The following is a 21,552-nucleotide window of genomic DNA, read 5'->3' as shown; positions in this document are numbered from 1 at the left end:
ACGGCATACCATGAACGATCCGGGCAAAAAAAGAAAACCGGCGCTGCAGCAAACGCCGGCCGCGGCCGATTGCGACAAGATATGCGGGCCATCGCGGGCGGGACGGCGAACGTCGCCTGGGCCGGTTCCGCGCCAGGATCGAGCAAGCAGGAAGTACGACATGAGCATCAGTATTCCGAACCCGATTGTTCTCAAGGAAGACGGCACACCGGTACCCGTCGGCAGTGACATCACCGTTACCAGCGGCGGCAGCTACCGAGGGGGCCGCATCACGTTCTCCATCGACCCCTTGCAGGCGGGCGACCGGTTCGTCCTGCGGGGCGCGACCGGCGCGGCCGCACAGGCCGTGGGCGCGATTTCGGTGGACGGACAGGGCTGCGTATATGTGGGCACCGGCGACGGCGTCGAACGCATCGGCGTGATCGACCCTGTGGAGGACGGCCTGCCGCTGACCATCCGGTTCCAGGTGCCGCTGCCGAACTCGGAGTTCGAGGCCGGCTGCGGCGTCATCCACGGCGCCCATATCATCAGCGGAGTCATCAGCGTGCAGCAAGGCGATGCCCTGCGGCTGCAACTGCGCGCGGCCGGGCGTGGCGGGGCCTACGAAGTGTTCGGACTGGCGCGCCGCGTCGACGGCAATGGGAACTTCGTCGGCAACGCGATCGACGACGACATCGTCCTCTTTGCCGAACGCGGGCACGGTAGGTCGGTCTGCAGGACGGTGACGGCAGACAACCTGCCGGAGGGTGAATACCGCCTGGTGTTCGTCGGCGGCACGCATGACGGCAGCGGCCGACTGCAAGTCGGTTCCAAGGTCCGCATCGACGACGTCGTTCTATTGCCCCGCAACCCCGTCGACCAGCATCTGGTGAGCGCCATCGCCCGGCACGTGCTCTACGAGACCACGGCGAACGACTCGGCGCAGGGGCGCAACGTCCGGATCAGCGCCGTCAACGGCAGTGGCACCCTGGTCCAGGGTACGACCGAGCCCGATTGCACCGACATCAACGACCCGCAGGAGCCGACCTGCCTGCGCTCTCGCCCGACGAAAGACTGGAACGCCGCGACGAATCCCGCTACGGCGGGGATCGAGCGCAGCCTCGAAGCCGACGTTCCTGAAGGCAGCGGCCCGATCTCCGACGCGATCCCCGGCGGCGGCACCGCAGGCGGCTTCGGCGCGATGGCCAGCCTTTGCGGCACGCTGTCGGTGAACACTGGCATCGGCGAATACACCTTCACCCCTGTCCCCGTCGGCGCGCCGGCTACAGGCGAGGCCGGGCTGGCGAGCTCCACCCTCGTCGTGTCGAGCGGCAGCGGCGAGACTGCGCCGGTGGACGGCGGGTTCGCCGGCCCGTTCACCAATGGCACCGAGCCGCGCCATCCCGAGACCAGCCTCGATGACGCGGGTGCAGCAGCCTTGCATACGCCGCTCGACGATGAGGAGCCGCTACTGGATGACGGCAGCCCGCCTGACGCCGGCCGGTACACCGTCGCAGTCCACCCCGTGCCGGCAATGGCGGCGTTCGAGGCGGTCGCCGCGGGCAACGGCCGCACCGTGATCCTGACCTTGCGGGCGACAGCAAGCCGGCGGCCGCCCTGCCCAGCATTCCGGTGACCGGCTTCCATTGACACCCTGGGCCCCAGTCGGCCCATTCGTCTAGCGCAGGAACAGCCGGTACGCCGGATTCTGGCTCTCGTCCCAGTGGCGGTAGCCCAGGTTGGTGAGGAATTCCTTGAACGTCTTCTTGTCCGCCGGCGGCACCTGGATGCCGACCAGGATGCGGCCGTAGTCCGAGCCCTGGTGCCGGTAGTGGAACAGGCTGATGTTCCAGGCGGGCGACATGCAGTTCAGAAAGCGCAGCAGCGCGCCGGGCCGTTCGGGAAACTCGAAGCGGTACAGCACCTCGTTCTCGGCCAGCGGCGAATGGCCGCCGACCAGATGACGCAGGTGGGTCTTGGCCAGTTCGTCGTGGGTCAGGTCCAGCGTCTCGAACTTCTGCTTGCGAAAGAGGGCGGCGATCTTGTCGGATTCGCCGTGCGCCGAGATCTGCAGGCCAACGAACACGTGGGCGCGTTCGCTGTCGGACATGCGGTAGTTGAACTCGGTGACGTTGCGATCGCCCAGTTGACTGCAGAAGCGGCGGAAGCTGCCGCGCTCTTCGGGAATGGTGACGGCGAAGACGGCCTCGCGCGCTTCGCCCACTTCGGCGCGATCGGTCACGAAGCGCAGGCGGTCGAAGTTCATGTTCGCGCCGCTGGTGATCGCCACGACCGTCTTGTCCTTCCAGCGATGCTGCGCCAGGTACTGCTTGGCGCCCGCCACGGCGAGCGCGCCGGCCGGTTCGAGCACGCTGCGCGTGTCCTGAAACACGTCCTTGATCGCCGCGCACACCGCGTCGGTGTCCACCGTGACGAAATCGTCCACGTACTTGCGCGTCAGGCGGAAGGTTTCCTCGCCCACGAGCTTGACCGCGGTGCCGTCCGAGAACAGGCCGACATCGTTCAGCGTGACGCGGCGCCCGGCGCGCACGCTGCGCACCATGGCGTCGGAATCCTCGGTCTGCACGCCGATGATCTTCACGTCCGGGCGCAGTTGCTTGATGTAGGTCGCGACGCCCGCGATGAGGCCGCCGCCGCCGATCGCGACGAACACCGCATCGAGCGGCTGCTGGTGCTGGCGCAGGATCTCCATGCCCACCGTGCCCTGGCCGGCGATCACGTCCGGGTCGTCGAAGGGATGGACGAAGGTCAGCTTCTGCGCCTTCTCCAGCTCCTGCGCCTTGACGTAGGCGTCGGAGAAGCTGTCGCCATGCAGCACCACCTCGGCGCCGCGCGCGAGCACGGCGTCGATCTTCACGCGGGGCGTGGTGACCGGCATCACGATGACCGCGCGGCAACCCAGGCGCTGGGCCGACAGCGCCACGCCCTGGGCATGGTTGCCGGCCGAGGCCGCGAGCACGCCGCGCGCACGCGCGCGCGGGCTGAGGCTGGCCATCTTGTTGTAGGCCCCGCGCAGCTTGAAGCTGAAGACCGGCTGGACGTCTTCGCGCTTGAGCAGCACCTGGTTCTTGGTGCGCTGCGAAAGCTGCGGAGCGGGTTCGAGGGGGGATTCGATGGCGACGTCGTAGACGCGCGACGTCAGGATGCGTTTGAGATAGGCGGCGGACATGATCCCGTTACTATACCGCGCGGGGCTGCGGGCCTTCCATAGCGAGCACCTGTGCGCCGCCAGCGTCAGGCGCGCCGGCGGCCGCCTCGCCACCCGAACGTCGGCCCATCGCGGCGGCCGCCGCCGGGGAACGCCGCCATACCCGCCGAGTCGAACCCGCCCATGCAGGACATGCTCTTCTTCGCCACCGACACTGTGCTCGCCTGGCTGGCGCTGCCCGGCGTCGGCCTGAGCGCGATCTTTCTCGTCAGCACGCTGGCGGCCACCCTGCTGCCCCTGGGCTCCGAACCGATACTCTTTGCCTACGTGCGCGAAGTGCCGGACATGTACTGGCCGGCGATCCTGGTCGCCACGGCGGGCAACACCCTGGGCGGCGTCATCAGCTATGCCATGGGGCGCGGCGCGCGGCGCGGCTACGAGGCGTGGAAGGCGCGCGACGGCGAGATGGCTGGCGCGGCGCCCACCGCCAACGACCGGGATGCCGGCGATCGCTGGCATCGGTACGCGCGCAGCGTGCTCGATCGGTTCGGCCCGCCCGCCATGCTGCTTGCCTGGCTGCCCGCCATCGGCGATCCCCTGTGCGCCGTCGCGGGCTGGCTGCGCTTCGCCTTCTGGCCCAGCCTCGTCTACATGGCGATCGGCAAATTCGTGCGCTATCTGACGATCACGGGGGCGCTGGTGTGGTTGTTTCCGGGCGGCGGGTGAGGCCGGTTTGGCGCTCGCGCTGCGGGCTGTGCCAGAATGGCGGGGCGGGTTCATCCGCTGGCGCTATGCCGTCCTGCCGGCGGACAACCGGGCCTGGTTCGCCCCTGTCGCCCCCTCGTGAAGCGGATCGTCGAAGGGCGGTGGGCCGAAGGGCCGCACCCCCGCGCCGCGCCAGACGCACTTTCCCGAAACGTCCATGCCACAACACACCGAGTTCATCCCGCCCGCGGGCGGCATTGCCGATTGCCCCCTGTGCCAGACCGCCGGCGGCGAGATTGTCTGGTCAAATGCCCTGGCGCGCGTCGTCCTGGTCGACGACCCCGCCCAGCCCGGCTACACCCGCGTCGTCCTGCATGCGCATCATGCCGAGATGACCGACCTGCCGGCCGCGCAGCGCACCGCGCTCATGGCGCTGGTGTGGCGCGTCGAGCGCGTGCTGCGCGACGTCCTGCAGCCGGACAAGGTCAATCTTGCCGCGCTGGGCAACATGGTGCCGCACGTGCATTGGCACATCATTCCGCGCTGGCGCGACGATCCCGCCTTCCCGGACGCCATCTGGGCGCCGGCGCGGCGCGAGCCGGCCTCCGACGAGGCGCGGCTGGGCGCGCTCGGCCGTTATCGAGAGGCGCTGGCCGCCGCGCTGGATGCCGGAGCGGCGCCTGCCTGAGGCACATCGCGCCGGACGGGCGCACACCGTCGGCGGGCCTCGATACGCCGTGGCGCGGCGTGATATGGTGCGGGCTTTGCTGAAGGAGCCGCCATGGCCGACACCATCGTCTACGGACTGACCCGCTGCGATACCTGCGTCAAGGCGCGCAAGTGGCTGGACCAGCATCAGGTCGCCTACACCTTCGTGGACTATCGCGACCATCCGGTCGATGGAACGACCCTGCGCGACTGGGCCGGCAAGCTGGGCGGCTGGGACAAGCTCGTCAACCGCGCATCGACCACGTGGCGCGGCCTCACCGATGCGCAGAAGGCGGTGACGGACGACGCCGGCTGGCTGGCCCTCATCGCCGCACACCCCACCCTGGTGAAGCGCCCCGTATTGACCACTCCCGATGGCCAGGTGAGCGTGGGCTTCAAGGCGCCCGTGTGGGCGGAGCGCTTCGGCAAGTGAAGCGTGTGCCGTTTCGGGCGGCGCCTCGGCCCACGGCCCGTAGATAGGGCAGGGGCCAAGTCGACGCCGTGCCGAGCGTCCTGGCGGTGCGCCCTTCAGAAACTACCCAGCACCAGCCACCCGATCAGCGCCACCAGCACGGCCAGCACGCCGGTCAGCATGCCCAGGTAGCGGGTCATGCGGCGATGGGCGTCGCGCAGGGCGGCGAGTTCCTGGGTGACGGTGGGCAGGGTGTCCTCGTGCGCCAGGCGCTGGTAGACCAGCCGGGGCAGGGCGGGCAGGGTCTGCGCCCATTGCTCGGATTCGCGCTGCAGGTTGCGCAGCAGCGCCTTGACGCCCACGCGCTCCTGCATCCAGTTCTCGAGGTAGGGCTTGGCGGTCTTCCAGAGGTCGAGGTCGGGGTCGAGCTGGCGGCCCAGGCCTTCGACGTTGAGCAGGGTCTTTTGCAGCAGCACGAGCTGCGGCTGGACTTCCATGTGGAACCGGCGCGAGGTCTGGAACAGGCGCATCAGCACCTGGCCCAGCGAGATATCCGAGAGCGGGCGATCGAAGTAGGGTTCGCAGCAGGCGCGGATGGCGCCCTCGAACTCCTCCTCGCGGGTATCGGCGGGCACCCAGCCCGACTCGATGTGCAGGCGCGCGACCTGGCGATAGTCGCGCCGGAAGAAGGCGAGGAAGTTCTGCGCGAGGTAGTTCTTGTCGAACTCGGAGAGCGAGCCGACGATGCCGAAATCGAGCGCGATGTACTGGCCGAGCGTCTCCGGCGCGTCCGATACATAGATGTTGCCCGGGTGCATGTCGGCATGGAAAAAGCCGTCGCTGAACACCTGGATGAAGAAGATCTCGACGCCATGGCGCGCCAGGGCGGGGATGTCGACGCCGGTCTCGCGCAGCCGCTCGACGTGGCTGACGGGCGCGCCGCGCATGCGCTCCATGGTGAACACGGGGCGCGCGCAGTAGTCCCACATCACCTCCGGCACGATCAGCAGGTCGCGCCGTCCGGGCCGCGTGAAGTTGCGCCGCAGTTGCGAGCAGTTGGAGGCCTCGCGGATGAGGTCCAGCTCGTCGTGCAGGTGCTTGTCGAACTCGGCGACCACTTCGCGCGGCTTCAGGCGCCTGCCGTCGGGGATCAGGCGCTCGACCATGGAGGCCAGCATGCGCATGAGCTCCAGGTCCTGGTCGATCACCTTGAGCATGCCCGGGCGCAGCACCTTGACGGCGACTTCGCGCCCGTCGTGCAGCACGGCGAAGTGGACCTGGGCGATGGAGGCGGAAGCGACGGGTTCGCGCTCGAAGCTGGCGAACAGGACGTCGGGATGGTTGCCCAGGGCCGCCTCGATGGTGGCCATGGCCTGCGCCGACGGAAAGGGCGGCACGCGGTCCTGCAGGCGCGTCAGCTCATCGGCGATGTCGGCTGGCAGCAGATCGCGCCGGGTCGACAGCACCTGGCCGAATTTCACGAAGATCGGGCCGAGCTGCTCCAGGGCCAGGCGCAGCCGCTCCCCGCGCGGCGCCTTGAGCGGGCGGCCGAAGCGCAGGATGCGGGCGAGCCGTGTGGTGAACGGCCGGTGCAGCGACGACAGGACGAGTTCGTCCAGCCCATAGCGCAGCATCACGAAGAGAATGTGCACCAGGCGGGGCAGGGCGAAGATGAGCTTCATGCGCGCTCGCCTCGCGAGCGTGCGTAGGCGTCCAGTCGCGCCTCGAGCGCGTCGACGCGGGCCTCGAGTTCGGTTGCCTCGCGGCGCCAGGCGTCGACGGCGGGCGGGCTGGCCAGCAGTTGCGCTTCGTAGGTCACGTACTCGCTCGCGTTCTGGGCCAGGCGTGAGGCGCTCTCGCGCGCCAGGCCGAGCGCCGTGGCGACGAAGCGCGTGAGCAGGCGCGCGGGCAGGTCGCCGATGCGCCGCGCCAGCTCGTCCTCGCCGTCCCAGCGCAGGTCGCGCGCGAGCTCGGCCGCGACCTGGGCGAGCGCGGCCTCGCCCTCGACGTGCAGGGCGCCCATGCGCTGGGCCGGGTCAGCCGCGACGAGTCGGGGCAGCTCGATGGTATCCACCCTTACGGTCACGTTGGGCGCGCCGCCGGGGCTGGGCTCGACCCGCCCTTCGGGCCGGATGCGCAGCGCGACGTCCAGCGCGCCCGCGCTTACGCGGACGGTCTTGCCGGCGTGGGGGCGCAAACGTTCGCTTGCCCAGGGTTCGCGGGCCAGCAGGGCATTGATGACGCGAGTCGCGACGGAGGAGGGCAGAGGCAGCGGCATGAACTGGGCATTGTAATGAAAAAGCGGGAGCGGCCAGGCGGCAAAAAGGAACCGCTCTCGCAATGGCCGACATACCGATCCAGGGCACCGCGGAGCTGCTTTGCCAGTCCGCTGGTGCCGCCCCCTTGAGGGGGCGCGCGCAGCGCGTAGGGGGGGTTCTCTTGGCGGCCCGGCGGCAAAAAAAACGCCCTTCCGTCGGGAAGGGCGTTGCCGAGGCGTGCGCTGCGCGGGCGAGCCGCGCGGCGATCAGCTTTCGTACTCGACCGGGATCTGCTGGATGCCGGCGAGCACCCAGCCGCCCTGGGCCGGCTTCAGGAAGTTCCACACTTCCTCGAAGCGGTAGGCTTCCGGGCCGGAGTCGTCCTTGAGCATGCCCGAGAAGCGCACGCTGGCGAGGTTGCCTTGCTCGATGTTCTCGATACCGAGCATTTCGGCATTGAGGAGCATGACTTCCGTCTTGCCGCCCGGGGTGCGTTCGGCGAGCGGGGCGCGCAGGGCCTCGACCATCTGGTCGGTCATGTACTCGCGCATCTCGACCAGGTCGTTGCGATCCCAGGCCGACTGCAGTGCGATGAAGTGCTGCTTGGCGTTCTGCAGGAACTGCTGGGTGTCGAAACCGGCCGGAATGTGCCAGTTGCCGTCGGCCGGCACGGTGGCCGGAGCGGCCGTGGCGGCGACAGCCGGATGGGCCTGCGGCGTATGCGCCGTGGACTGCATCACGCCGGCACGGCGGGACAGCGAGGCCGGGGCCTCCGGCTGGGCCGTCTGGCGCTGCATCGGCGTAGCCTGGCCCGCGCCCTGCATGGCCGTACGGCGGGCACCGCCCATCAGGCGACGCACTAGGAAGATCACGGCGAAGGCGACCAGGGCGATCAGCAGCAGGCTGGCCATGAATTCGGCGAACGCGGCGCCCAGGCCCAGGTGCGAGAGCAGGGCGGCCAGACCCAGGCCGGCGGCGATGCCGGCGATCGGGCCGAACCAGCGCGAGGCGCCGGAGCGCGCTGCGGCGCCCGCGGCGGCCCCCGTGCCGGCGGCTGCGGCGGACGGCGCCGGCTGGCCCTGCGGCGTGCGGGCGGCATTGGTGGCGGGCGGTGTGGCCGGCGCGCGCATCTGCGTCACGTTGGAGGACTGTCTGCCGAAATTGCCGCCGCCCATGCGGCGCTGTGCTTCGGCCTCGAACGACACGCCAAGCATGGCGACCGTGCTGAACACGGTGATCGCCAGCGCAGCCAGGCGAGAGGTAAGGCTTCTGGACATAAAGGGCATCTCCCGAGTGTTGTAGCGTGTATTGGTAAATGAACAGTGGTCGGAGCCCCCGGGACGGGAAAAGTTCCCGCCCCGGAAGGCATGCGCAAGGACGCCGTGCGTCCCCGCGCCGCGGGCCGGCGCGGACACGGCGGCTGCCTTGCGATTACAGCTTGTAGCCCTCGTGCAGGGCGACCACGCCCGCGCTGAGGTTGAAGTAGCGCACGCGCGCCAGGCCGGCCTCGGCCATCATGCCGGCGAGGGTTTCCTGGTCGGGGTGCATGCGGATCGACTCCGCGAGGTAGCGGTAGCTGTCGGCATCGCCGGCGACCCGCTGGCCCAGCCGGGGCAGGATGTTGAAGGAATACCAATCGTAGGCGGGCGCGAGCGGGCGCGCCACCCGCGAGAATTCGAGCACCAGCAGCTTGCCGCCGGGCTTGAGCACCCGGGTCATCTCGGCCAGGGCCTGGTCCTTGTGCGTCATGTTGCGCAGCCCGAACGCCACCGAGACGCGGTCGAAATGCCCGCTCGGGAAGGGCAGCTTCTCGGCGTCGCATACCGCCACCGGCAGCATCATGCCCTTGTCGAGCAGGCGGTCGCGGCCCACGCGCAGCATGGAATCGTTGATGTCGGTGAGCCAGACCTCGCCCGTGGGCCCGGCGCGCTTGGCGAAGGCCTTGGCGAGATCTCCCGTGCCGCCGGCGATGTCGAGCACCTTCATGCCGGGCGCCACGTGGGCGCGGCCGATGGTGAAGGCCTTCCAGGCGCGATGCAGGCCGACCGACATCAGATCGTTCATCACGTCGTAGCGCTGCGCGACCGAATGAAAGACCTGCGCGACGCGCTGCTGCTTTTCGTTCTCGGCGACGGTCTGGAAACCGAAGTGGGTGGTGCCGGACGCTTGCCGTTCGCCGGGGGAAGAGGTGCCTGAGCTCATGGGTTCTGCCTGTTGAATGGCACTACTTTACCAGTATGGGGCGGCTCTCAGCCTCCGCGCGGCCGCCCGAAGGCTGCAGCCCTCCTGGGGGGCAGAAAACGTCGTGAACGTGGGGGCCGTTTCAACCCGCGCCGGTCTGCGCGTCGCGGCTCGCCCCGGCCGCCTGCAGGCGCTCGAGGTAGTCGCGCCAGCGCGCGTCCTGCTCGCGGGCCAGCTCGTAGAGCAGATCCCAGGAGTAGATGCCGGTCTCATGCCCATCCGAGAAGATCGGTCGCACGCCGTAGTTGCCCACCGGCTCGAGCGCCCGTATCTCGACATCGCGTTTGCCCGTCTGCAGGACCGCCTGGCCCGGGCCGTGGCCCTGGACTTCGGCGCTCGGGCTGTACACGCGCAGCAGCTCGAAGGGCAGGCGATAGGTCTCGCCATTGTTGAAGGCGACCTCGAGCACGCGCGAGCGCTGGTGCAGCACGATGCGCTCGGGAATCGGGGTGTCGCGTTGCAATCCTGCCATGCTCGTCTCTCGTCGTGGGGCCCCGCGGGGCGGATGCCCGGTTTGTACACCATGGGGCTGTCATGCTGTGCGCGCGGGGTGTCATGCGTCTGTCACAGGCCTCGGCCACAGCGTCACACGGGTGCAACAAATGCCCCATACTATGCCCAGAGTCAAGCCAACTGCCTCCATCCATGCCGAGCACCGTACTCGTCGTCGAAGACGAACCCGCCATCCAGGAACTCATCGCCGTCAATCTCGGCATCGCGGGCCATCGCGTGCTGCGCGCCGACGACGCTGAGCAGGCCCAGCAGCTCATCCGGGACGAACTGCCGGACCTCATCCTGCTCGACTGGATGCTGCCCGGCGCCTCGGGCATCCAGCTCGCCCGCCGCCTGCGCTCGGAAGCGCGCACGCGCGACGTGCCGCTCATCATGCTGACCGCCAAGACGGACGAGCAGGACAAGGTCGAGGGCCTGGAGACCGGCGCCGACGACTACATGACCAAGCCGTTCTCGCCGCGCGAACTGATGGCGCGGATCAAGGCCGTGCTGCGCCGCCGCGCGCCCCAGCTCACGGACGATCAGATCGACGTCGGCGGGCTCAAGCTGGACCCGGCCACGCATCGCGTGATCGGCCATGACCAGCAGCTCACGGTCGGCCCCACCGAGTTCCGCCTGCTGCACTTCTTCATGACCCACCCCGAGCGCGTGTTCTCGCGCGCGCAGTTGCTCGATCAAGTGTGGGGCGATCACGTGTTCGTCGAGGAGCGCACGGTGGACGTACACATCCGACGCCTGCGCAAGGCGCTGTCGGCGAGCGGGCACGACGTTCACGTCGAGACCGTGCGCGGCAGCGGCTATCGCTTCGCCGAGGAACCCGGCAAAGTATCATAGGGCCGCGCCCGCGTCCGCGGGCGGGTGTATCCCCCGGCCATGCGAGGGCGGCCCTGCGGGGCGCAGCGCGATGGCCCTCTTGCGCGTTTCGTCCATGGTCTGGTTGCGTACCCTGTTCTGGCTGATTGCGATCGGCCTTCTGGCTCTGATCGTCCGTCTGACTTCCGGCGACGTCGGTGCGCTCGTCACGGTGTGCCTGGGCCTGGCGGGCCTGCTGGCCTGGCACCTGCTGCATCTGCAGCGCCTGCTCGTCTGGCTGCAGGATCTGCGCCAGCCGCCGCCGACGGCCAAGGGTAGCTGGGAAGACGTGTTCGTGAACCTGTATCGCCAGCGCCGGCAGCGCGACCGTGAACTGGCCGAGGCGCGCGAGACGGTGCAGAGCTGGTTGGCGGCCTCGCAGGCCCTGCCCGATGGCGTGGTCACGCTCACCGAGGATTTCCACATCGACTGGTGCAACCGCGAGGCGCGGCGCATGCTGGGATTGCGCCTGCCCGCCGACCGCGGCCAGCACCTGCTCAATCTGGTGCGCAGCCCCGAGTTCGTGCGCTACGCGCAGCAGTCCGAATGGCCGGAGCCGCGCGTGGTGCCGGGTCCCGGCCGGCCGGACCGTCATCTGCTGGTGCAGGTCATCCCCTACGGCCGTCACCAGCACCTGCTGGTGGCGCGCGACGTCACCCAGATCGAACGTCTCGAGACCATGCGGCGCGATTTCGTGGCGAATGTCTCGCACGAGCTGCGCACACCGCTCACCGTCCTGGTCGGCTTCCTGGAAACCCTGCGCGATGCACCCGCCGGCGCGCTCAGCGCCGAGCAGCGCACGCGCTTTATGGACCTGATGCGCGAACAGACCCAGCGCATGCAGAGCATCGTGGCCGACCTGCTCACCCTGTCCACCCTGGAGTCTTCGCGCGCCAGCGAGCGGCCGAATCCGGCGGGCATGGGCGCGATCATCGAAACGGTGCGCCAACAGGCGAGCGCACTGTCGGGCGGGCAGCACACGATCCGCTGGCACCTGGCGCCGGCGCTGGACGTGCTCGGCACCGCGTCGGAGCTGTCCTCGGCCGTCTCGAACCTGGTTACCAACGCCATCCGCTATACGCCCGCCGGCGGCACCATCACCGTCGAATGGCAGCCCACCGACGAGGGCGGCGCCATGCTGAGCGTGAGCGACACCGGCATCGGCATCGAACCCCAGCATCTGCCCCGCCTGACCGAACGCTTCTATCGCGTGGATCGCAGCCGCTCGCGGGCCTCGGGCGGCACCGGCCTGGGCCTGGCCATCACCAAGCACGTGGTCATCCGCCACGACGCCGAGCTGAAGATCGCCAGCGACGCGGGGCGGGGCAGCACGTTCTCGATCGTGTTTCCGCGGGAGCGCGTGGTGCAGACGCCCATGCTGGAGGCGGTCTCGCCAGAGCCGGCGTGAGCAGGCGGGACGGGCGGCGCGGCCGACTGACCGGCGGCGCCGGCCCCCGCTGCTTTGCCCCTCCGGCCCGCACGGCACAGGCTCGTGCGAGCCGGCCCCGCGCGCCTGGCGTGGCATGCTTTCCACGGCGCGGAAAACACCAAGACCGCGATTGACCCTCTTTCCGGCGCCTTCCTACACTCTGCCATCCCAAGTACAGCAGGCAGGTGACAGGCCATGGCGGCATCATCCACGAGCGGCATGACCGGGTTGGCGCGGGCGGTGGATTCGCACGCGCACGTATTCGACCTGGCGCGTTTCCCCTTCCATCCGAGCAGCGGCTTCTCGCTGCTGGCCAACGAGCCCGGCACCGCGCGCCAGTACGCCGCGGTGCTCGACAGCCACGGCTTCTCGCACGCCCTGCTCATCAACCCGCTGGGCGGCTACGGCGTGGACAACCGCAACATGATGCAGATCCTCGCCGAGTCCGCCGGCCGCTTCAAGGGTGTGGCGGTGGTGCCGCACGACATTGCCGAGGCCGAGCTGGACGCGCTGGTGGCCGGCGGCGTGGTCGGCATCCGTTTCAACCTGAGCTTTCCGGCCAGTCCCTCGCTGTTCGGCGCGGGCGGCCAGCGCCTGCTCGCGCTGGCCCGCGAGCGCGGCCTGTTCGCCCAGGTCCACTACCACGAGGAGGCGCACATCCTGGAGGCCGTGCCGGTGCTGCGGCGCGCCGGGCTGCCGCTGGTGTTCGACCACTGCGGCCGCCCGCACCTGGAGCGCGGCCTGGCGCAGCCCGGCTTCCAAGCCCTGCTGGAACTGGGCCGCGAGGGGGCGCACGTCAAGCTGTCCGCGCCGTTTCGCTATTCGAAGGCCGGCTGGCCCTATGAGGACGTGGACGACTACGTGCGTGCCCTGGTCGACGCCTGCACGCTGGAGCGCTGCGTCTGGGGCTCGGACTGGCCGTTCCTGCGCGCCGGCACCCGGGTGGACTACGGCCCGGAGCTGCACCCGGTGTCGCGCTGGTTCCCGGACCCGGCCGACCGCCGCCGCCTGCTGTGGGACAACCCGTCCCGGCTGTTCGGCTTTCGTTGAGGGCCGGCCGTGTTCCTCGATCCGTTGCACACGCCCGGCTTCAAACGCACCCTGTTCAACGCCATCGTCGCGCCCCGGCCCATCGGCTGGATCAGCACGCTGGACGCCGAGGGCCGCGCCAACCTCGCGCCGTTCTCGCAGTTCAACCTGGTCTCCACCGCACCGCCGGTGGTCATGTTCTCCTGCAACACGCCGGACGACCGGCCAGAGAAGGACACCCTCGCCAACGCCCGGCGCAACGGCGAGTTCGTCGCCAACCTGGCGACCTGGGAACTGCGCGAGGCGGTCAACCTGAGCTCTACCCCCTGTCCCCCCGGCGAGGACGAGTTCGTCCTGGCCGGCCTCGCCAAGGCCGACGCCGTGTACGTGCGCGCGCCGCGTGTGGCGGCCTCGCCGGCGAGCCTGGAATGCCGCGTCATGCGCATTATCGAGCTGCCCGCCGAGCATCCCGGCGAAACCGTCAGCCACGTGGTGTTCGGCCGCGTGGTGGGGGTGCACCTGGACGATGCCCACGTGACGCCCGAGGGCCGCTTCGACACGGCCAGGGCGCGGCCGCTCACCCGGCTGGGCGGCCTGCAATACGCCACACCCGGCGAGATCTTCGAACTGCCTTCGCACTTCGCGCGCGCCCGGTAAGACAAACCCCAGCAAGGCCGATAGACATGTCCCCGACCACGACCACCCCGCAGCCCGTACGCCCCCGCAGCTTCATGGACCTGAACCGCGAGCCGCCGCGTGTACGCGACGGCGCCGCGCACTGGCTGATGCGCGGCCAGAACTTCTGCGTGCAATGGGTGCGCGCGGACGCGCCAGGCGCGGCCTTCGATGTGGCAAGCCCGGTCGAGATCCTGCTGGTCCTGCCGGACGTGGCTGCGCGCATCGAGGCCGGGCATGGTGCGCCGACCGAGGCTGTGGCGCGCGCGCTGTGCATCCTGCCGGCCGGCCGCCACCGCATCCGCGCCGCCGGCGCGGGCAACCTGGTGGTTCTAGCCTCGCAGCGGCCCGACCTGGAGCTGGCCGAGGCGCTCAACGCCGCGGCCTACCGCGAGCCCGATCCGCGCATTGCCGAGGTTGGCCGGCCCTACCGGCGCCTGCGCGAACCGGGGCGCATTGCGGTGCACGACATCGACGCGATCCGCGCGCCGGCCGACAACCCCAGGCTGAAGATGTTGCAGACCGACACCCTGAGCATCAACTGGGTGGAATACGACGGCCAGCGCGACCGCAAGGCGCTGAGCCCGCACAGCCATGCCACGTTCGAACAGGGGTCGCTGGCCGTGGCGGGCGACTTCGTTCACCACCTGCGCGCGCCCTGGGGCCGCGACGCCGACCTCTGGCAGGACGACGAACACTTGCCAGCGTCGTCGCCGTCGCTGCTGGTGGTGCCGGTCAACCTGATGCACACCACCGAGGGCGTGGGCGCGGGCCGCCATCTGCTGCTCGACATCTTCGCGCCGCCGCGCGCGGACTTCATCGCCAAGGGCTGGGTCGCGAACTCGGCGGACTACGCGGCGGGGTGAGCCGCGGAGGATCTGCTCCTTCCGAATACGCGCGAGGCCGAGCACGCAACGCGGTTCGCGCCTTGCCGAACCGTCGTGGCGCAGGTACCGGCGAAGTCTTCAGCCCGTCGTCGGCGTGTCGTCGCGGAACAGCGGGCGCAGCGTGCGCGACGAGAACCGCCAGCCGTCCGCCGTGCGCACTGCGGTTTCGCGGGCGTCGGCCAGCATGATCGCGGGCCGGGACGGCAGCACGGGCGCGCCGTCGGCCGCGTGCAGGGCCAGCACATAGTTGATTGCCGCCGTGCCGTCGGCCTGCGGGACCGTGCGGAAATTGTGCACCAGGTGCAGCGACACACGGGGGCCGCGCTGCTCACGCCCGGCGTAGAACTCGCGGATGGCGTCACGGCCCTGGCGGCGCTTCAGGCTGGTCTCGAACACCGCGTCCTCGGTATAGAACAGATGGGCCTGCCGGCCGTGGTGCATGTCGACTTCGTACCAGTACTCGAGCACCAGGGCCTGCAGTTCCTGGCTCAGCACGAGCCGGTCGGCGGTGGCGGGGTTGGGGATCGTCATGGCTGTCTCCGTGGTGGTATGGGCGGTATGCGGCCGCATCCTACAGCGCCCCGCGTGCGGCCAGCCATGCGGGCATAGCGACTTTCCGCGTGGCGGAAAACGCCGACGAGGCGATTGGAGCGCCCGCGGCCCCTACCTATACTCGCCGCCAGAAGACGGCCGGCACCCGGACCGGCCGGCCCCAAAGGAGATCCATCATGTTCAGACGCGCCGTCCTGGGCTGCCTGTCCGCGTTCGTTGCGCTCGCCGCCCATGCTGCTGACTACCCGGTCAAGCCGATCCGCGTGATCGTGCCCTACGCCGCCGGCGGGGCGGACTTGTATATCCGTCCCTTGCAGGAAAAGCTCCAGGCCGCCCTGGGCCAGCCCCTGGTCATCGAGAACGTCGGCGGCGGCGGCGGCGCGGTCGGCGCGGCCAAGGCCGCGCGCAGCGAGGCCGACGGCTACACCCTGCTGTTCGCCGGCACGGGCGCCATCATCACCGCGCCGCGCCTGACCGGCGCGAGCTACACCTGGCGCGATTTCGCGCCGGTCGCCAACGTGGTCGCCATCCCCTTCACCTGGGTGGTGCGGCAGGACTCGCCGATCGACAGCTTCGCCCGCCTGCTGGAGCTCGGCCGCAGCCGGCCGGGCACGTTGAGCTATGCCTCGCCCGGCCACGGCACCTCCACGCAGATGGGTGCGGATGCCATCCTGGCCGCCGGCGGCGCGGCGGTGACGGAGATCCCCTACCAGGGCGGCGCGCCGGCATTGAGCGCCGTGCTCGGCGGCCACGTCGATGCCATGATAGGCGCTCCCAGCATCGTCATGCCGCAGGTCGAAGCCGGCACACTGCGCGCCCTGGCGGTGACCGGCCCGGCGCGTTTCGCGCCCACGCCCGACGTGCCCGCGGTGGGCGAGTTCGGCGTCGACGTGCACGTGGTGGCGAACTACGGTTTCTTCGCCCCGCGCGGCACGCCCGAGGCCATCGTGCGCCGCCTGGCCGGGGCCATCCAGGCCGCCGTGGCCGACCCCGCCTATGTGGCGACCATGCGCAAGGGCTACAACGACGTGGCCTTCCTGGGGCCGCAGGACTATACAAGCGCCGTGCAGGAGGAGGACCGCTATTTCGGCGGCCTGATGGACCAGGCCGGCGTGGGGGCGGCGCCATGAACGCGGGCATGAGCATGCGCGAGACGATTGCGCGCGACGCTTTCACCGCCGGGGGCACCGACCGGTTCGTCATCGGCCCGGACCAATCGCTGCTGCGACCGGCGGCGCTGGGCATCGTCCGCCCGGACGGGGCGAGGCCGCACGCGAAGGCCTGAACGAGCCCGCGCGGCCGTACGGCGCGGGTGCGATACTGATCGCCCCTGCTGCGCGTCCCCGCACGGCGCATGCCGGCCGCGGGGGCGGGGCGCAAGTATCGAGGTCCCCGTCATGATTCCATCCCCGCCGGTGCGTTCGGTCGTGCGCGCTATCGCCGTGCTGCGTGCGCTGAACCACGAACCCCTGTCCAGCCTGGACATGCTGCACGTGCGCACCGGCCTGCCCAAGTCCACCATCGTGCGCCTGCTGCGCACGCTGGAGAGCCTGGAGCTGGTGCGTCACGCGCCGCAGCACGGCTCCTACTACCTGACCTCGGGCGTGCGTTCGCTTGCCGCCGGCTATCACAGCGAGCCCATGATCGTGGAGGCCAGCGCGCCGCTGCTGGATGCGCTCACGCTGCGGCTGAAATGGCCGGCCGCGATCGCCGTGCCCGACGGCGACGCGGTGGTGGTGCGCTACAGCACCATCCCGATCTCGCCCCTGGCCCTGCTGCATTCCTCGCTGGGCATGCGGCTGAGCCTGGTGACGCGGGCCCTGGGCCGGGCCTACCTGGCGTTCTGCGACGACGAGCAGCGCGCCGCGCTGCTCTGTACGCTGCGCCGGTCGGAAGACCCGGAGATCGGCCCGCGGCGCGACTGGAATGCGCTGGAGGTGGAGCTGGAACGCATCCGCGCCCAGGGCTACGCCCTGCGCGAGGCCGGCGTGCGGCCGGTGTCCAACACCCTCGCGGTGCCGGTGCACCAAACGGGGCGGCTGGTCGCCAGCGTGGGGATGACCTTCTTCTCGTCGACCGTCACGGTCGAGCAGGCCGTCGCGCGCTTTCTGCCGGAGCTGCGCGAACTGGCCGAGGGCATCAGCGCGCGGCTGGCCGAACTGGCCGAGGAGGTTTAGCGGCCGGTGTTCATTCCTCGGGCTGGCGCATGCCCGGCAGCCCGGCGCACTCGATCTGCGCAATCTTGCGATCCGCCAGCCGCACGGCGGTGAGCTTGCCGCCCCAGACGCAGCCGGTGTCCAGGGCGATCACGCCGTCGGTCATGCGCAGGCCCAGGGTGGACCAGTGGCCGAACACCACGGTGGTATCGCGCGTGAGCCGCTCGGGCGCCTCGAACCATGGCATGTAGCCGGCGGGCGGCGCGGCGGCTTCCCCTTTGGTGGCGAACTCCATGCGGCCGTCGGCGCTGCAAAAGCGCATGCGGGTGAGGGCATTGACGATCACGCGCAAGCGGTCGGCGCCGCGCAGTTTGTCGCTCCAGGCGTCGGGCTCGTCGCCGTACATGCTGCCGAGGAAGTCCTGCCAGTTCCTGCCGCGCAGCACGGCCTCGACCTCGGCCGCGCGGGCCAGGGTCTGGTCCACCGTCCAGGACGGCAGCACGCCGGCATGCACCAGGAGATAGCCGTCCTCGGCGTGCGCGAGCGGACGGTGGCGCACCCAGTCGAGGATCTCGGCGGCGTCGGGCGCGTCCAGGATCTCGGCAAGGGTGTCGCTCTTGCGAAGCTTGCGCTTGCCGGCAGCGGCGGCCAGCAGGTGCAGGTCGTGATTGCCGAGAACGGTGACGGCGCGCTCGCCCAGCGACATCACCAGGCGCAGCGCGGCGAGCGACTGCGGGCCGCGATTCACAAGGTCGCCGGCGAACCAGAACTTCCGGTCGGCATCGGCGGCGACGACGGGCAGGGAAAGCAGCCTGTCGAGTGCCTGGCAGCATCCTTGGATGTCACCAATGGCCCAGACCGGATTCATGCACAACTCCTGTCAAGGCGCCGCAAACGGGCGCGCGCAAGTGGAAAAGGGGGAACGATACACGACCCCGCGGACTCCCGGCGCACCCGCAATATCCGCGCCCGTGTTTCCTGCGGGCGGCCGCGCGCAAGCGATGGGAGGGGCCCAACTGTCGCAATGTCGCAAGCGCTCAGGCCGCCTTGCCGATCAGCCCCGCGGTGGGCGAGCTGGGCGAGGCGCTGTAGTGCTTGGGCGGCATGCGGCCGGCGCGGAAGGCGGCGCGGCCGGATTGCACGGCCAGGCGCATGGCCTGGGCCATCAGGACCGGGTCTTGCGCGCCGGCGATGGCGGTGTTCATGAGCACGCCGTCGCAGCCCAGTTCCATGGCGATGGTGGCATCGCTGGCGGTGCCCACGCCGGCGTCCACCAGCACGGGCACTTTGGCCTGCTCGATGATCAGGCGCAGGTTCCAGGGGTTCAGTATGCCCATGCCCGAGCCGATCAGCGAGGCGAGCGGCATCACGGCGACGCAGCCGATGTCCTCCAGCATGCGCGCCTGCACCGGGTCGTCGGTGCAATACACCATCACCTCGAAGCCTTCGGCCACCAGGGTCCTGGCCGCAGCCAGCGTCTCGGGCATGTTCGGAAACAGGGTGTGCGGATCGCCCAGCACCTCGAGCTTGACCAGGCGATGGTCGTCGAGCAGCTCGCGCGCGAGGCGCAGGGTGCGCACGGCCTCGTCCGCGCTGTAGCAACCCGCCGTGTTGGGCAGCAGGGTATAGCGGTCCGGCGGCAGGTAATCGAGCAGATTGGGTTCGCCCGCCTGCTGGCCGATGTTGGTGCGGCGAATGGCCACGGTGACGATCCGGGCGCCGCTGGCTTCGATCGCCTCGCGGGTCTGCTCGAAGTCGCGATACTTGCCCGTGCCGACGAGCAGCCGGGAGTCGAAGCTCTTGCCGGCGATGGTGAGTGTGTCTGTCATGATGGAATGATAATCGGTCGGCGCGCGGCCGACGGTTGGCGCAGGCCAGGCCTGCGCTGGTCGCGGCGCAGCCCGCCGGCGTGGCCGGGCCGAGCCGCGGGAGGTTCAGGTCTGCTGATAGATCTGCGCGCCCTGGCGCACGAACTCGACGGCCTTCTCGCGCATGCCATGATCCAGCGCCTGCGCCGCGCTCACGCCTTGGCGCGCGGCATAGTCGCGCACTTCCTGGGTGATCTTCATGCTGCAGAAGTGCGGCCCGCACATCGAGCAGAAGTGCGCGACCTTCATGGAGTCCTTGGGCAGGGTCTCGTCGTGGAAGTCCTTGGCGGTGTCCGGGTCCAGGCCCAGATTGAACTGGTCTTCCCAGCGGAACTCGAAGCGCGCCTTGGAGAGCGCGTTGTCGCGGATCTGCGCGCCCGGGTGGCCCTTGGCGAGATCGGCGGCATGCGCTGCGATCTTGTAGGTGATGATGCCGTCCTTGACATCCTTCTTGTTGGGCAGCCCGAGATGTTCCTTGGGCGTCACATAACAGAGCATGGCCGTGCCGTACCAGCCGATGTTGGCCGCGCCGATGCCCGAGGTGATGTGGTCGTAGCCCGGCGCGATGTCGGTGGTGAGCGGCCCGAGCGTATAGAACGGCGCCTCGTGGCAGTGCTCGAGCTGCAGGTCCATGTTCTCCTTGATCATGTGCAGCGGCACGTGGCCGGGGCCCTCGATCATGGTCTGCACGTCGTGCCGCCAGGCGATCTGCGTCAGCTCGCCCAGGGTCTTCAGCTCGGCGAACTGGGCTTCGTCGTTGGCGTCGTGGATCGAGCCGGGCCGCAGGCCGTCGCCGAGCGAGAAGCTCACGTCGTAGGCCTTCATGATCGCGCAGATGTCCTCGAAATGTTCGTACAGGAAGCTCTCGCGATGGTGGGCCAGACACCACTTGGCCATGATCGAGCCGCCGCGCGAGACGATGCCGGTCATGCGCCGGGCAGTCAGGGGCACGAAGGCCAGGCGCACGCCCGCATGGATGGTGAAGTAGTCCACCCCTTGCTCGGCCTGTTCGATCAGCGTGTCCCGGAATATCTCCCAGGTGAGTTCCTCGGCCTTGCCGTCCACCTTCTCCAGTGCCTGGTAGATCGGCACCGTGCCGATGGGCACCGGGCTGTTGCGGATGATCCACTCGCGCGTCTCGTGGATGTGCTTGCCGGTGGACAGGTCCATGACGGTGTCCGCGCCCCAGCGGATGGCCCAGGTCATCTTCTCCACTTCCGCGCCGATGGACGAGGTCACCGCCGAGTTGCCGATGTTCGCATTCACCTTCACGAGAAAGTTGCGCCCGATCACCATCGGCTCGGTTTCGGGATGGTTGATGTTGGCCGGAATGATGGCGCGGCCGCGCGCCACCTCGTCGCGTACGAACTCGGGCGTGATGCGCGCGGGGAGGGCGGCGCCGAAGGCCTGGCCGGGATGCTGGCGCGAGAGCAGATCGGCCAGCCGATCGCCGGTAGGCCCGCTCTGGCGCAGCGCCGCGAGATACGCCTCACGGCGCAGGTTCTCGCGGATCGCGATGAATTCCATCTCCGGCGTCACGATGCCGCGGCGCGCGTAGTGCATCTGGGTGACGTTGGCGCCCGGCCGTGCGCGGCGCGGCGGGCGATGCAGATCGAAGCGCAGCGAGGCCAGCCCCGGGTCGGCCAGGCGCTCCCGGCCGTAGCGGCTCGACGGCCCGGCGAGCACGTCGGTATCGCCGCGCTCGTCGATCCAGCCGGCGCGCGGCGCGGGCAGGCCGCAGCGGATGTCGATCGCCACCGTCGGGTCGGTATAGGGCCCGCTGGTGTCGTAGACGGTGACGGGCGGATTGCGCTCGCCGCCGAAGCTCGTCGGTGTGGGGGATTGCTCGATTTCGCGAAAGGGTACCCGCAGGTCGGGCCGGGAGCCGGTGACGTGGATCTTGCGGGAACGGGGCAGCGGCGCGATGGCCGCCGCATCGACCTCGGCCGTCGTGGCGAGGAAGGCAGGCTGAGTACTCATGAAAGCTCCAAATGACGTTGGAGCCGAAAACGAGGCGAGCCCGCCGGGCGCGTGCTGTGCCCGGCGGAGAAACGCTCCCTGTTTCGGCATTATCCGCACAGGTACGAAGGGTTTGCTCTCACCCCGTCAGGCCCGGTCG

At 69.8% G+C, this 21,552-nt stretch carries 22 protein-coding genes; 12 read left to right on the top strand and 10 right to left on the bottom strand.

The features are described 5' to 3' along the window. Positions 1 to 160: 160 nt before the first annotated feature. On the top strand, positions 161 to 1,615 hold the full coding sequence (locus FOZ76_RS13145) for a hypothetical protein (protein WP_143948732.1): 1,455 nt from the start codon (positions 161 to 163) through the stop codon (positions 1,613 to 1,615). 42 nt (positions 1,616 to 1,657) lie between these two features. Here FOZ76_RS13145 and ilvA read toward each other — a convergent pair whose 3' ends face one another. Then, positions 1,658 to 3,169: a threonine ammonia-lyase, biosynthetic gene (ilvA, locus tag FOZ76_RS13140; RefSeq protein WP_143948731.1), complete on the bottom strand. Its 1,512-nt coding sequence runs from the start codon at positions 3,167 to 3,169 to the stop codon at positions 1,658 to 1,660. A gap of 162 nt (positions 3,170 to 3,331) precedes the next feature. On the opposite strand from ilvA, the gene FOZ76_RS13135 reads away from it, so the two are divergent. The 3 genes from FOZ76_RS13135 (at position 3,332) to FOZ76_RS13125 (ending at position 4,994) form a co-directional block, all read left to right on the top strand. Continuing rightward, on the top strand, positions 3,332 to 3,874 hold the full coding sequence (locus FOZ76_RS13135; RefSeq protein ID WP_143948730.1) for a YqaA family protein: 543 nt from the start codon (positions 3,332 to 3,334) through the stop codon (positions 3,872 to 3,874). Positions 3,875 to 4,070: 196 nt separating this feature from the next. Beyond that, a complete protein-coding gene (locus tag FOZ76_RS13130; RefSeq protein WP_143948729.1) occupies positions 4,071 to 4,541 on the top strand; it encodes an HIT family protein in 471 nt (156 codons plus the stop codon). Positions 4,542 to 4,634: 93 nt separating this feature from the next. Next, the gene (locus tag FOZ76_RS13125; protein WP_143948728.1) at positions 4,635 to 4,994 is read left to right on the top strand and encodes an arsenate reductase; all 360 of its coding nucleotides are present in this window, start codon (positions 4,635 to 4,637) and stop codon (positions 4,992 to 4,994) included. 95 nt (positions 4,995 to 5,089) lie between these two features. Here FOZ76_RS13125 and ubiB read toward each other — a convergent pair whose 3' ends face one another. The 5 genes from ubiB to FOZ76_RS13100 form a co-directional block, all read right to left on the bottom strand. Further along, positions 5,090 to 6,655, bottom strand: coding sequence for a ubiquinone biosynthesis regulatory protein kinase UbiB (gene ubiB, locus FOZ76_RS13120; RefSeq protein ID WP_143948727.1), 1,566 nt, complete (start codon positions 6,653 to 6,655; stop codon positions 5,090 to 5,092). Next, entirely contained in the window at positions 6,652 to 7,251 is a 600-nt protein-coding gene (locus FOZ76_RS13115) for a ubiquinone biosynthesis accessory factor UbiJ (RefSeq protein ID WP_143948726.1), read from the bottom strand. The genes ubiB and FOZ76_RS13115 overlap by 4 nt, the downstream gene beginning before the upstream one ends. Before the next feature lie 246 nt (positions 7,252 to 7,497). Then, the gene (locus tag FOZ76_RS13110) at positions 7,498 to 8,508 is read right to left on the bottom strand and encodes a Tim44 domain-containing protein (RefSeq protein WP_143948725.1); all 1,011 of its coding nucleotides are present in this window, start codon (positions 8,506 to 8,508) and stop codon (positions 7,498 to 7,500) included. A 154-nt stretch (positions 8,509 to 8,662) separates the two neighbouring features. After that, complete coding sequence (gene ubiE / locus FOZ76_RS13105) at positions 8,663 to 9,433, bottom strand: bifunctional demethylmenaquinone methyltransferase/2-methoxy-6-polyprenyl-1,4-benzoquinol methylase UbiE (RefSeq protein WP_143948724.1); 771 nt, start codon at positions 9,431 to 9,433, stop codon at positions 8,663 to 8,665. Between the two features lie 121 nt (positions 9,434 to 9,554). Next, positions 9,555 to 9,944 (bottom strand): gamma-butyrobetaine hydroxylase family protein, encoded by a 390-nt coding sequence (locus tag FOZ76_RS13100; RefSeq protein ID WP_143948723.1) that lies wholly within the window; start codon positions 9,942 to 9,944, stop codon positions 9,555 to 9,557. 173 nt (positions 9,945 to 10,117) lie between these two features. Between FOZ76_RS13100 and phoB the strand changes: the two genes are divergently transcribed. The 5 genes from phoB (at position 10,118) to FOZ76_RS13075 (ending at position 14,836) form a co-directional block, all read left to right on the top strand. Next, the gene (gene phoB, locus FOZ76_RS13095) at positions 10,118 to 10,819 is read left to right on the top strand and encodes a phosphate regulon transcriptional regulator PhoB (RefSeq protein ID WP_143948722.1); all 702 of its coding nucleotides are present in this window, start codon (positions 10,118 to 10,120) and stop codon (positions 10,817 to 10,819) included. A gap of 94 nt (positions 10,820 to 10,913) precedes the next feature. Then, positions 10,914 to 12,245 carry a phosphate regulon sensor histidine kinase PhoR gene (gene phoR / locus FOZ76_RS13090; RefSeq protein ID WP_143948815.1) on the top strand — a complete coding sequence of 444 codons (1,332 nt, stop codon included), beginning with the start codon at positions 10,914 to 10,916 and terminating at the stop codon, positions 12,243 to 12,245. Positions 12,246 to 12,461: 216 nt separating this feature from the next. Continuing rightward, positions 12,462 to 13,316 carry an amidohydrolase family protein gene (locus FOZ76_RS13085; RefSeq protein ID WP_143948721.1) on the top strand — a complete coding sequence of 285 codons (855 nt, stop codon included), beginning with the start codon at positions 12,462 to 12,464 and terminating at the stop codon, positions 13,314 to 13,316. Between the two features lie 9 nt (positions 13,317 to 13,325). Beyond that, positions 13,326 to 13,952, top strand: coding sequence for a flavin reductase family protein (locus FOZ76_RS13080; protein ID WP_143948720.1), 627 nt, complete (start codon positions 13,326 to 13,328; stop codon positions 13,950 to 13,952). Between the two features lie 26 nt (positions 13,953 to 13,978). After that, a complete protein-coding gene (locus tag FOZ76_RS13075; RefSeq protein WP_143948719.1) occupies positions 13,979 to 14,836 on the top strand; it encodes a cupin domain-containing protein in 858 nt (285 codons plus the stop codon). Positions 14,837 to 14,935: 99 nt separating this feature from the next. On the opposite strand, the gene FOZ76_RS13070 is transcribed toward FOZ76_RS13075, so the two are convergent. Further along, positions 14,936 to 15,388, bottom strand: a complete 453-nt coding sequence (locus FOZ76_RS13070) for a nuclear transport factor 2 family protein (protein WP_143948718.1) — start codon at positions 15,386 to 15,388, stop codon at positions 14,936 to 14,938. Between the two features lie 197 nt (positions 15,389 to 15,585). Here FOZ76_RS13070 and FOZ76_RS13065 point away from each other — a divergent pair, with 197 nt between their 5' ends. The 3 genes from FOZ76_RS13065 to FOZ76_RS13060 all read left to right on the top strand — a co-directional run bounded on the left by FOZ76_RS13065 (position 15,586) and on the right by FOZ76_RS13060 (position 17,586). After that, a complete protein-coding gene (locus FOZ76_RS13065; protein ID WP_143948717.1) occupies positions 15,586 to 16,539 on the top strand; it encodes a tripartite tricarboxylate transporter substrate binding protein in 954 nt (317 codons plus the stop codon). Positions 16,540 to 16,547: 8 nt separating this feature from the next. Further along, on the top strand, positions 16,548 to 16,694 hold the full coding sequence (locus tag FOZ76_RS27510; protein WP_170235427.1) for a hypothetical protein: 147 nt from the start codon (positions 16,548 to 16,550) through the stop codon (positions 16,692 to 16,694). Positions 16,695 to 16,806: 112 nt separating this feature from the next. Continuing rightward, positions 16,807 to 17,586 (top strand): DNA-binding transcriptional regulator, encoded by a 780-nt coding sequence (locus tag FOZ76_RS13060; protein WP_143948716.1) that lies wholly within the window; start codon positions 16,807 to 16,809, stop codon positions 17,584 to 17,586. Between the two features lie 10 nt (positions 17,587 to 17,596). On the opposite strand, the gene FOZ76_RS13055 is transcribed toward FOZ76_RS13060, so the two are convergent. The 3 genes from FOZ76_RS13055 to thiC all read right to left on the bottom strand — a co-directional run bounded on the left by FOZ76_RS13055 (position 17,597) and on the right by thiC (position 21,413). Then, positions 17,597 to 18,433 carry a symmetrical bis(5'-nucleosyl)-tetraphosphatase gene (locus FOZ76_RS13055; protein WP_143948715.1) on the bottom strand — a complete coding sequence of 279 codons (837 nt, stop codon included), beginning with the start codon at positions 18,431 to 18,433 and terminating at the stop codon, positions 17,597 to 17,599. A gap of 169 nt (positions 18,434 to 18,602) precedes the next feature. Further along, on the bottom strand, positions 18,603 to 19,394 hold the full coding sequence (locus tag FOZ76_RS13050) for a thiazole synthase (protein WP_143948714.1): 792 nt from the start codon (positions 19,392 to 19,394) through the stop codon (positions 18,603 to 18,605). Between the two features lie 105 nt (positions 19,395 to 19,499). Beyond that, positions 19,500 to 21,413, bottom strand: a complete 1,914-nt coding sequence (gene thiC, locus FOZ76_RS13045) for a phosphomethylpyrimidine synthase ThiC (protein ID WP_143948713.1) — start codon at positions 21,411 to 21,413, stop codon at positions 19,500 to 19,502. Between the last annotated feature and the right edge of the window lie 139 nt (positions 21,414 to 21,552).

Source organism: Verticiella sediminum, assembly GCF_007558815.1.
Classification (GTDB): Bacteria; Pseudomonadota; Gammaproteobacteria; order Burkholderiales; family Burkholderiaceae_B; genus Verticiella; species Verticiella sediminum.
This window is presented reverse-complemented; position numbering and strand designations above follow the sequence as displayed.

Coding starts and splice junctions, on each gene's coding strand:
- ubiE (WP_143948724.1), bottom strand. CDS start 9,433: ATGAGCTCAGGCACCTCTTCCCCCGGCGAACGGCAAGCGTCCGGCACC.
- FOZ76_RS13065 (WP_143948717.1), top strand. CDS start 15,586: ATGTTCAGACGCGCCGTCCTGGGCTGCCTGTCCGCGTTCGTTGCGCTC.
- FOZ76_RS13055 (WP_143948715.1), bottom strand. CDS start 18,433: ATGAATCCGGTCTGGGCCATTGGTGACATCCAAGGATGCTGCCAGGCA.
- ilvA (WP_143948731.1), bottom strand. CDS start 3,169: ATGTCCGCCGCCTATCTCAAACGCATCCTGACGTCGCGCGTCTACGAC.
- thiC (WP_143948713.1), bottom strand. CDS start 21,413: ATGAGTACTCAGCCTGCCTTCCTCGCCACGACGGCCGAGGTCGATGCG.
- FOZ76_RS13125 (WP_143948728.1), top strand. CDS start 4,635: ATGGCCGACACCATCGTCTACGGACTGACCCGCTGCGATACCTGCGTC.
- phoB (WP_143948722.1), top strand. CDS start 10,118: ATGCCGAGCACCGTACTCGTCGTCGAAGACGAACCCGCCATCCAGGAA.
- FOZ76_RS13100 (WP_143948723.1), bottom strand. CDS start 9,944: ATGGCAGGATTGCAACGCGACACCCCGATTCCCGAGCGCATCGTGCTG.
- FOZ76_RS13070 (WP_143948718.1), bottom strand. CDS start 15,388: ATGACGATCCCCAACCCCGCCACCGCCGACCGGCTCGTGCTGAGCCAG.
- FOZ76_RS13050 (WP_143948714.1), bottom strand. CDS start 19,394: ATGACAGACACACTCACCATCGCCGGCAAGAGCTTCGACTCCCGGCTG.
- FOZ76_RS13075 (WP_143948719.1), top strand. CDS start 13,979: ATGTCCCCGACCACGACCACCCCGCAGCCCGTACGCCCCCGCAGCTTC.
- FOZ76_RS13060 (WP_143948716.1), top strand. CDS start 16,807: ATGATTCCATCCCCGCCGGTGCGTTCGGTCGTGCGCGCTATCGCCGTG.
- FOZ76_RS13085 (WP_143948721.1), top strand. CDS start 12,462: ATGGCGGCATCATCCACGAGCGGCATGACCGGGTTGGCGCGGGCGGTG.
- ubiB (WP_143948727.1), bottom strand. CDS start 6,655: ATGAAGCTCATCTTCGCCCTGCCCCGCCTGGTGCACATTCTCTTCGTG.
- FOZ76_RS13145 (WP_143948732.1), top strand. CDS start 161: ATGAGCATCAGTATTCCGAACCCGATTGTTCTCAAGGAAGACGGCACA.
- FOZ76_RS27510 (WP_170235427.1), top strand. CDS start 16,548: ATGAGCATGCGCGAGACGATTGCGCGCGACGCTTTCACCGCCGGGGGC.
- FOZ76_RS13130 (WP_143948729.1), top strand. CDS start 4,071: ATGCCACAACACACCGAGTTCATCCCGCCCGCGGGCGGCATTGCCGAT.
- phoR (WP_143948815.1), top strand. CDS start 10,914: ATGGTCTGGTTGCGTACCCTGTTCTGGCTGATTGCGATCGGCCTTCTG.
- FOZ76_RS13115 (WP_143948726.1), bottom strand. CDS start 7,251: ATGCCGCTGCCTCTGCCCTCCTCCGTCGCGACTCGCGTCATCAATGCC.
- FOZ76_RS13135 (WP_143948730.1), top strand. CDS start 3,332: ATGCAGGACATGCTCTTCTTCGCCACCGACACTGTGCTCGCCTGGCTG.
- FOZ76_RS13110 (WP_143948725.1), bottom strand. CDS start 8,508: ATGTCCAGAAGCCTTACCTCTCGCCTGGCTGCGCTGGCGATCACCGTG.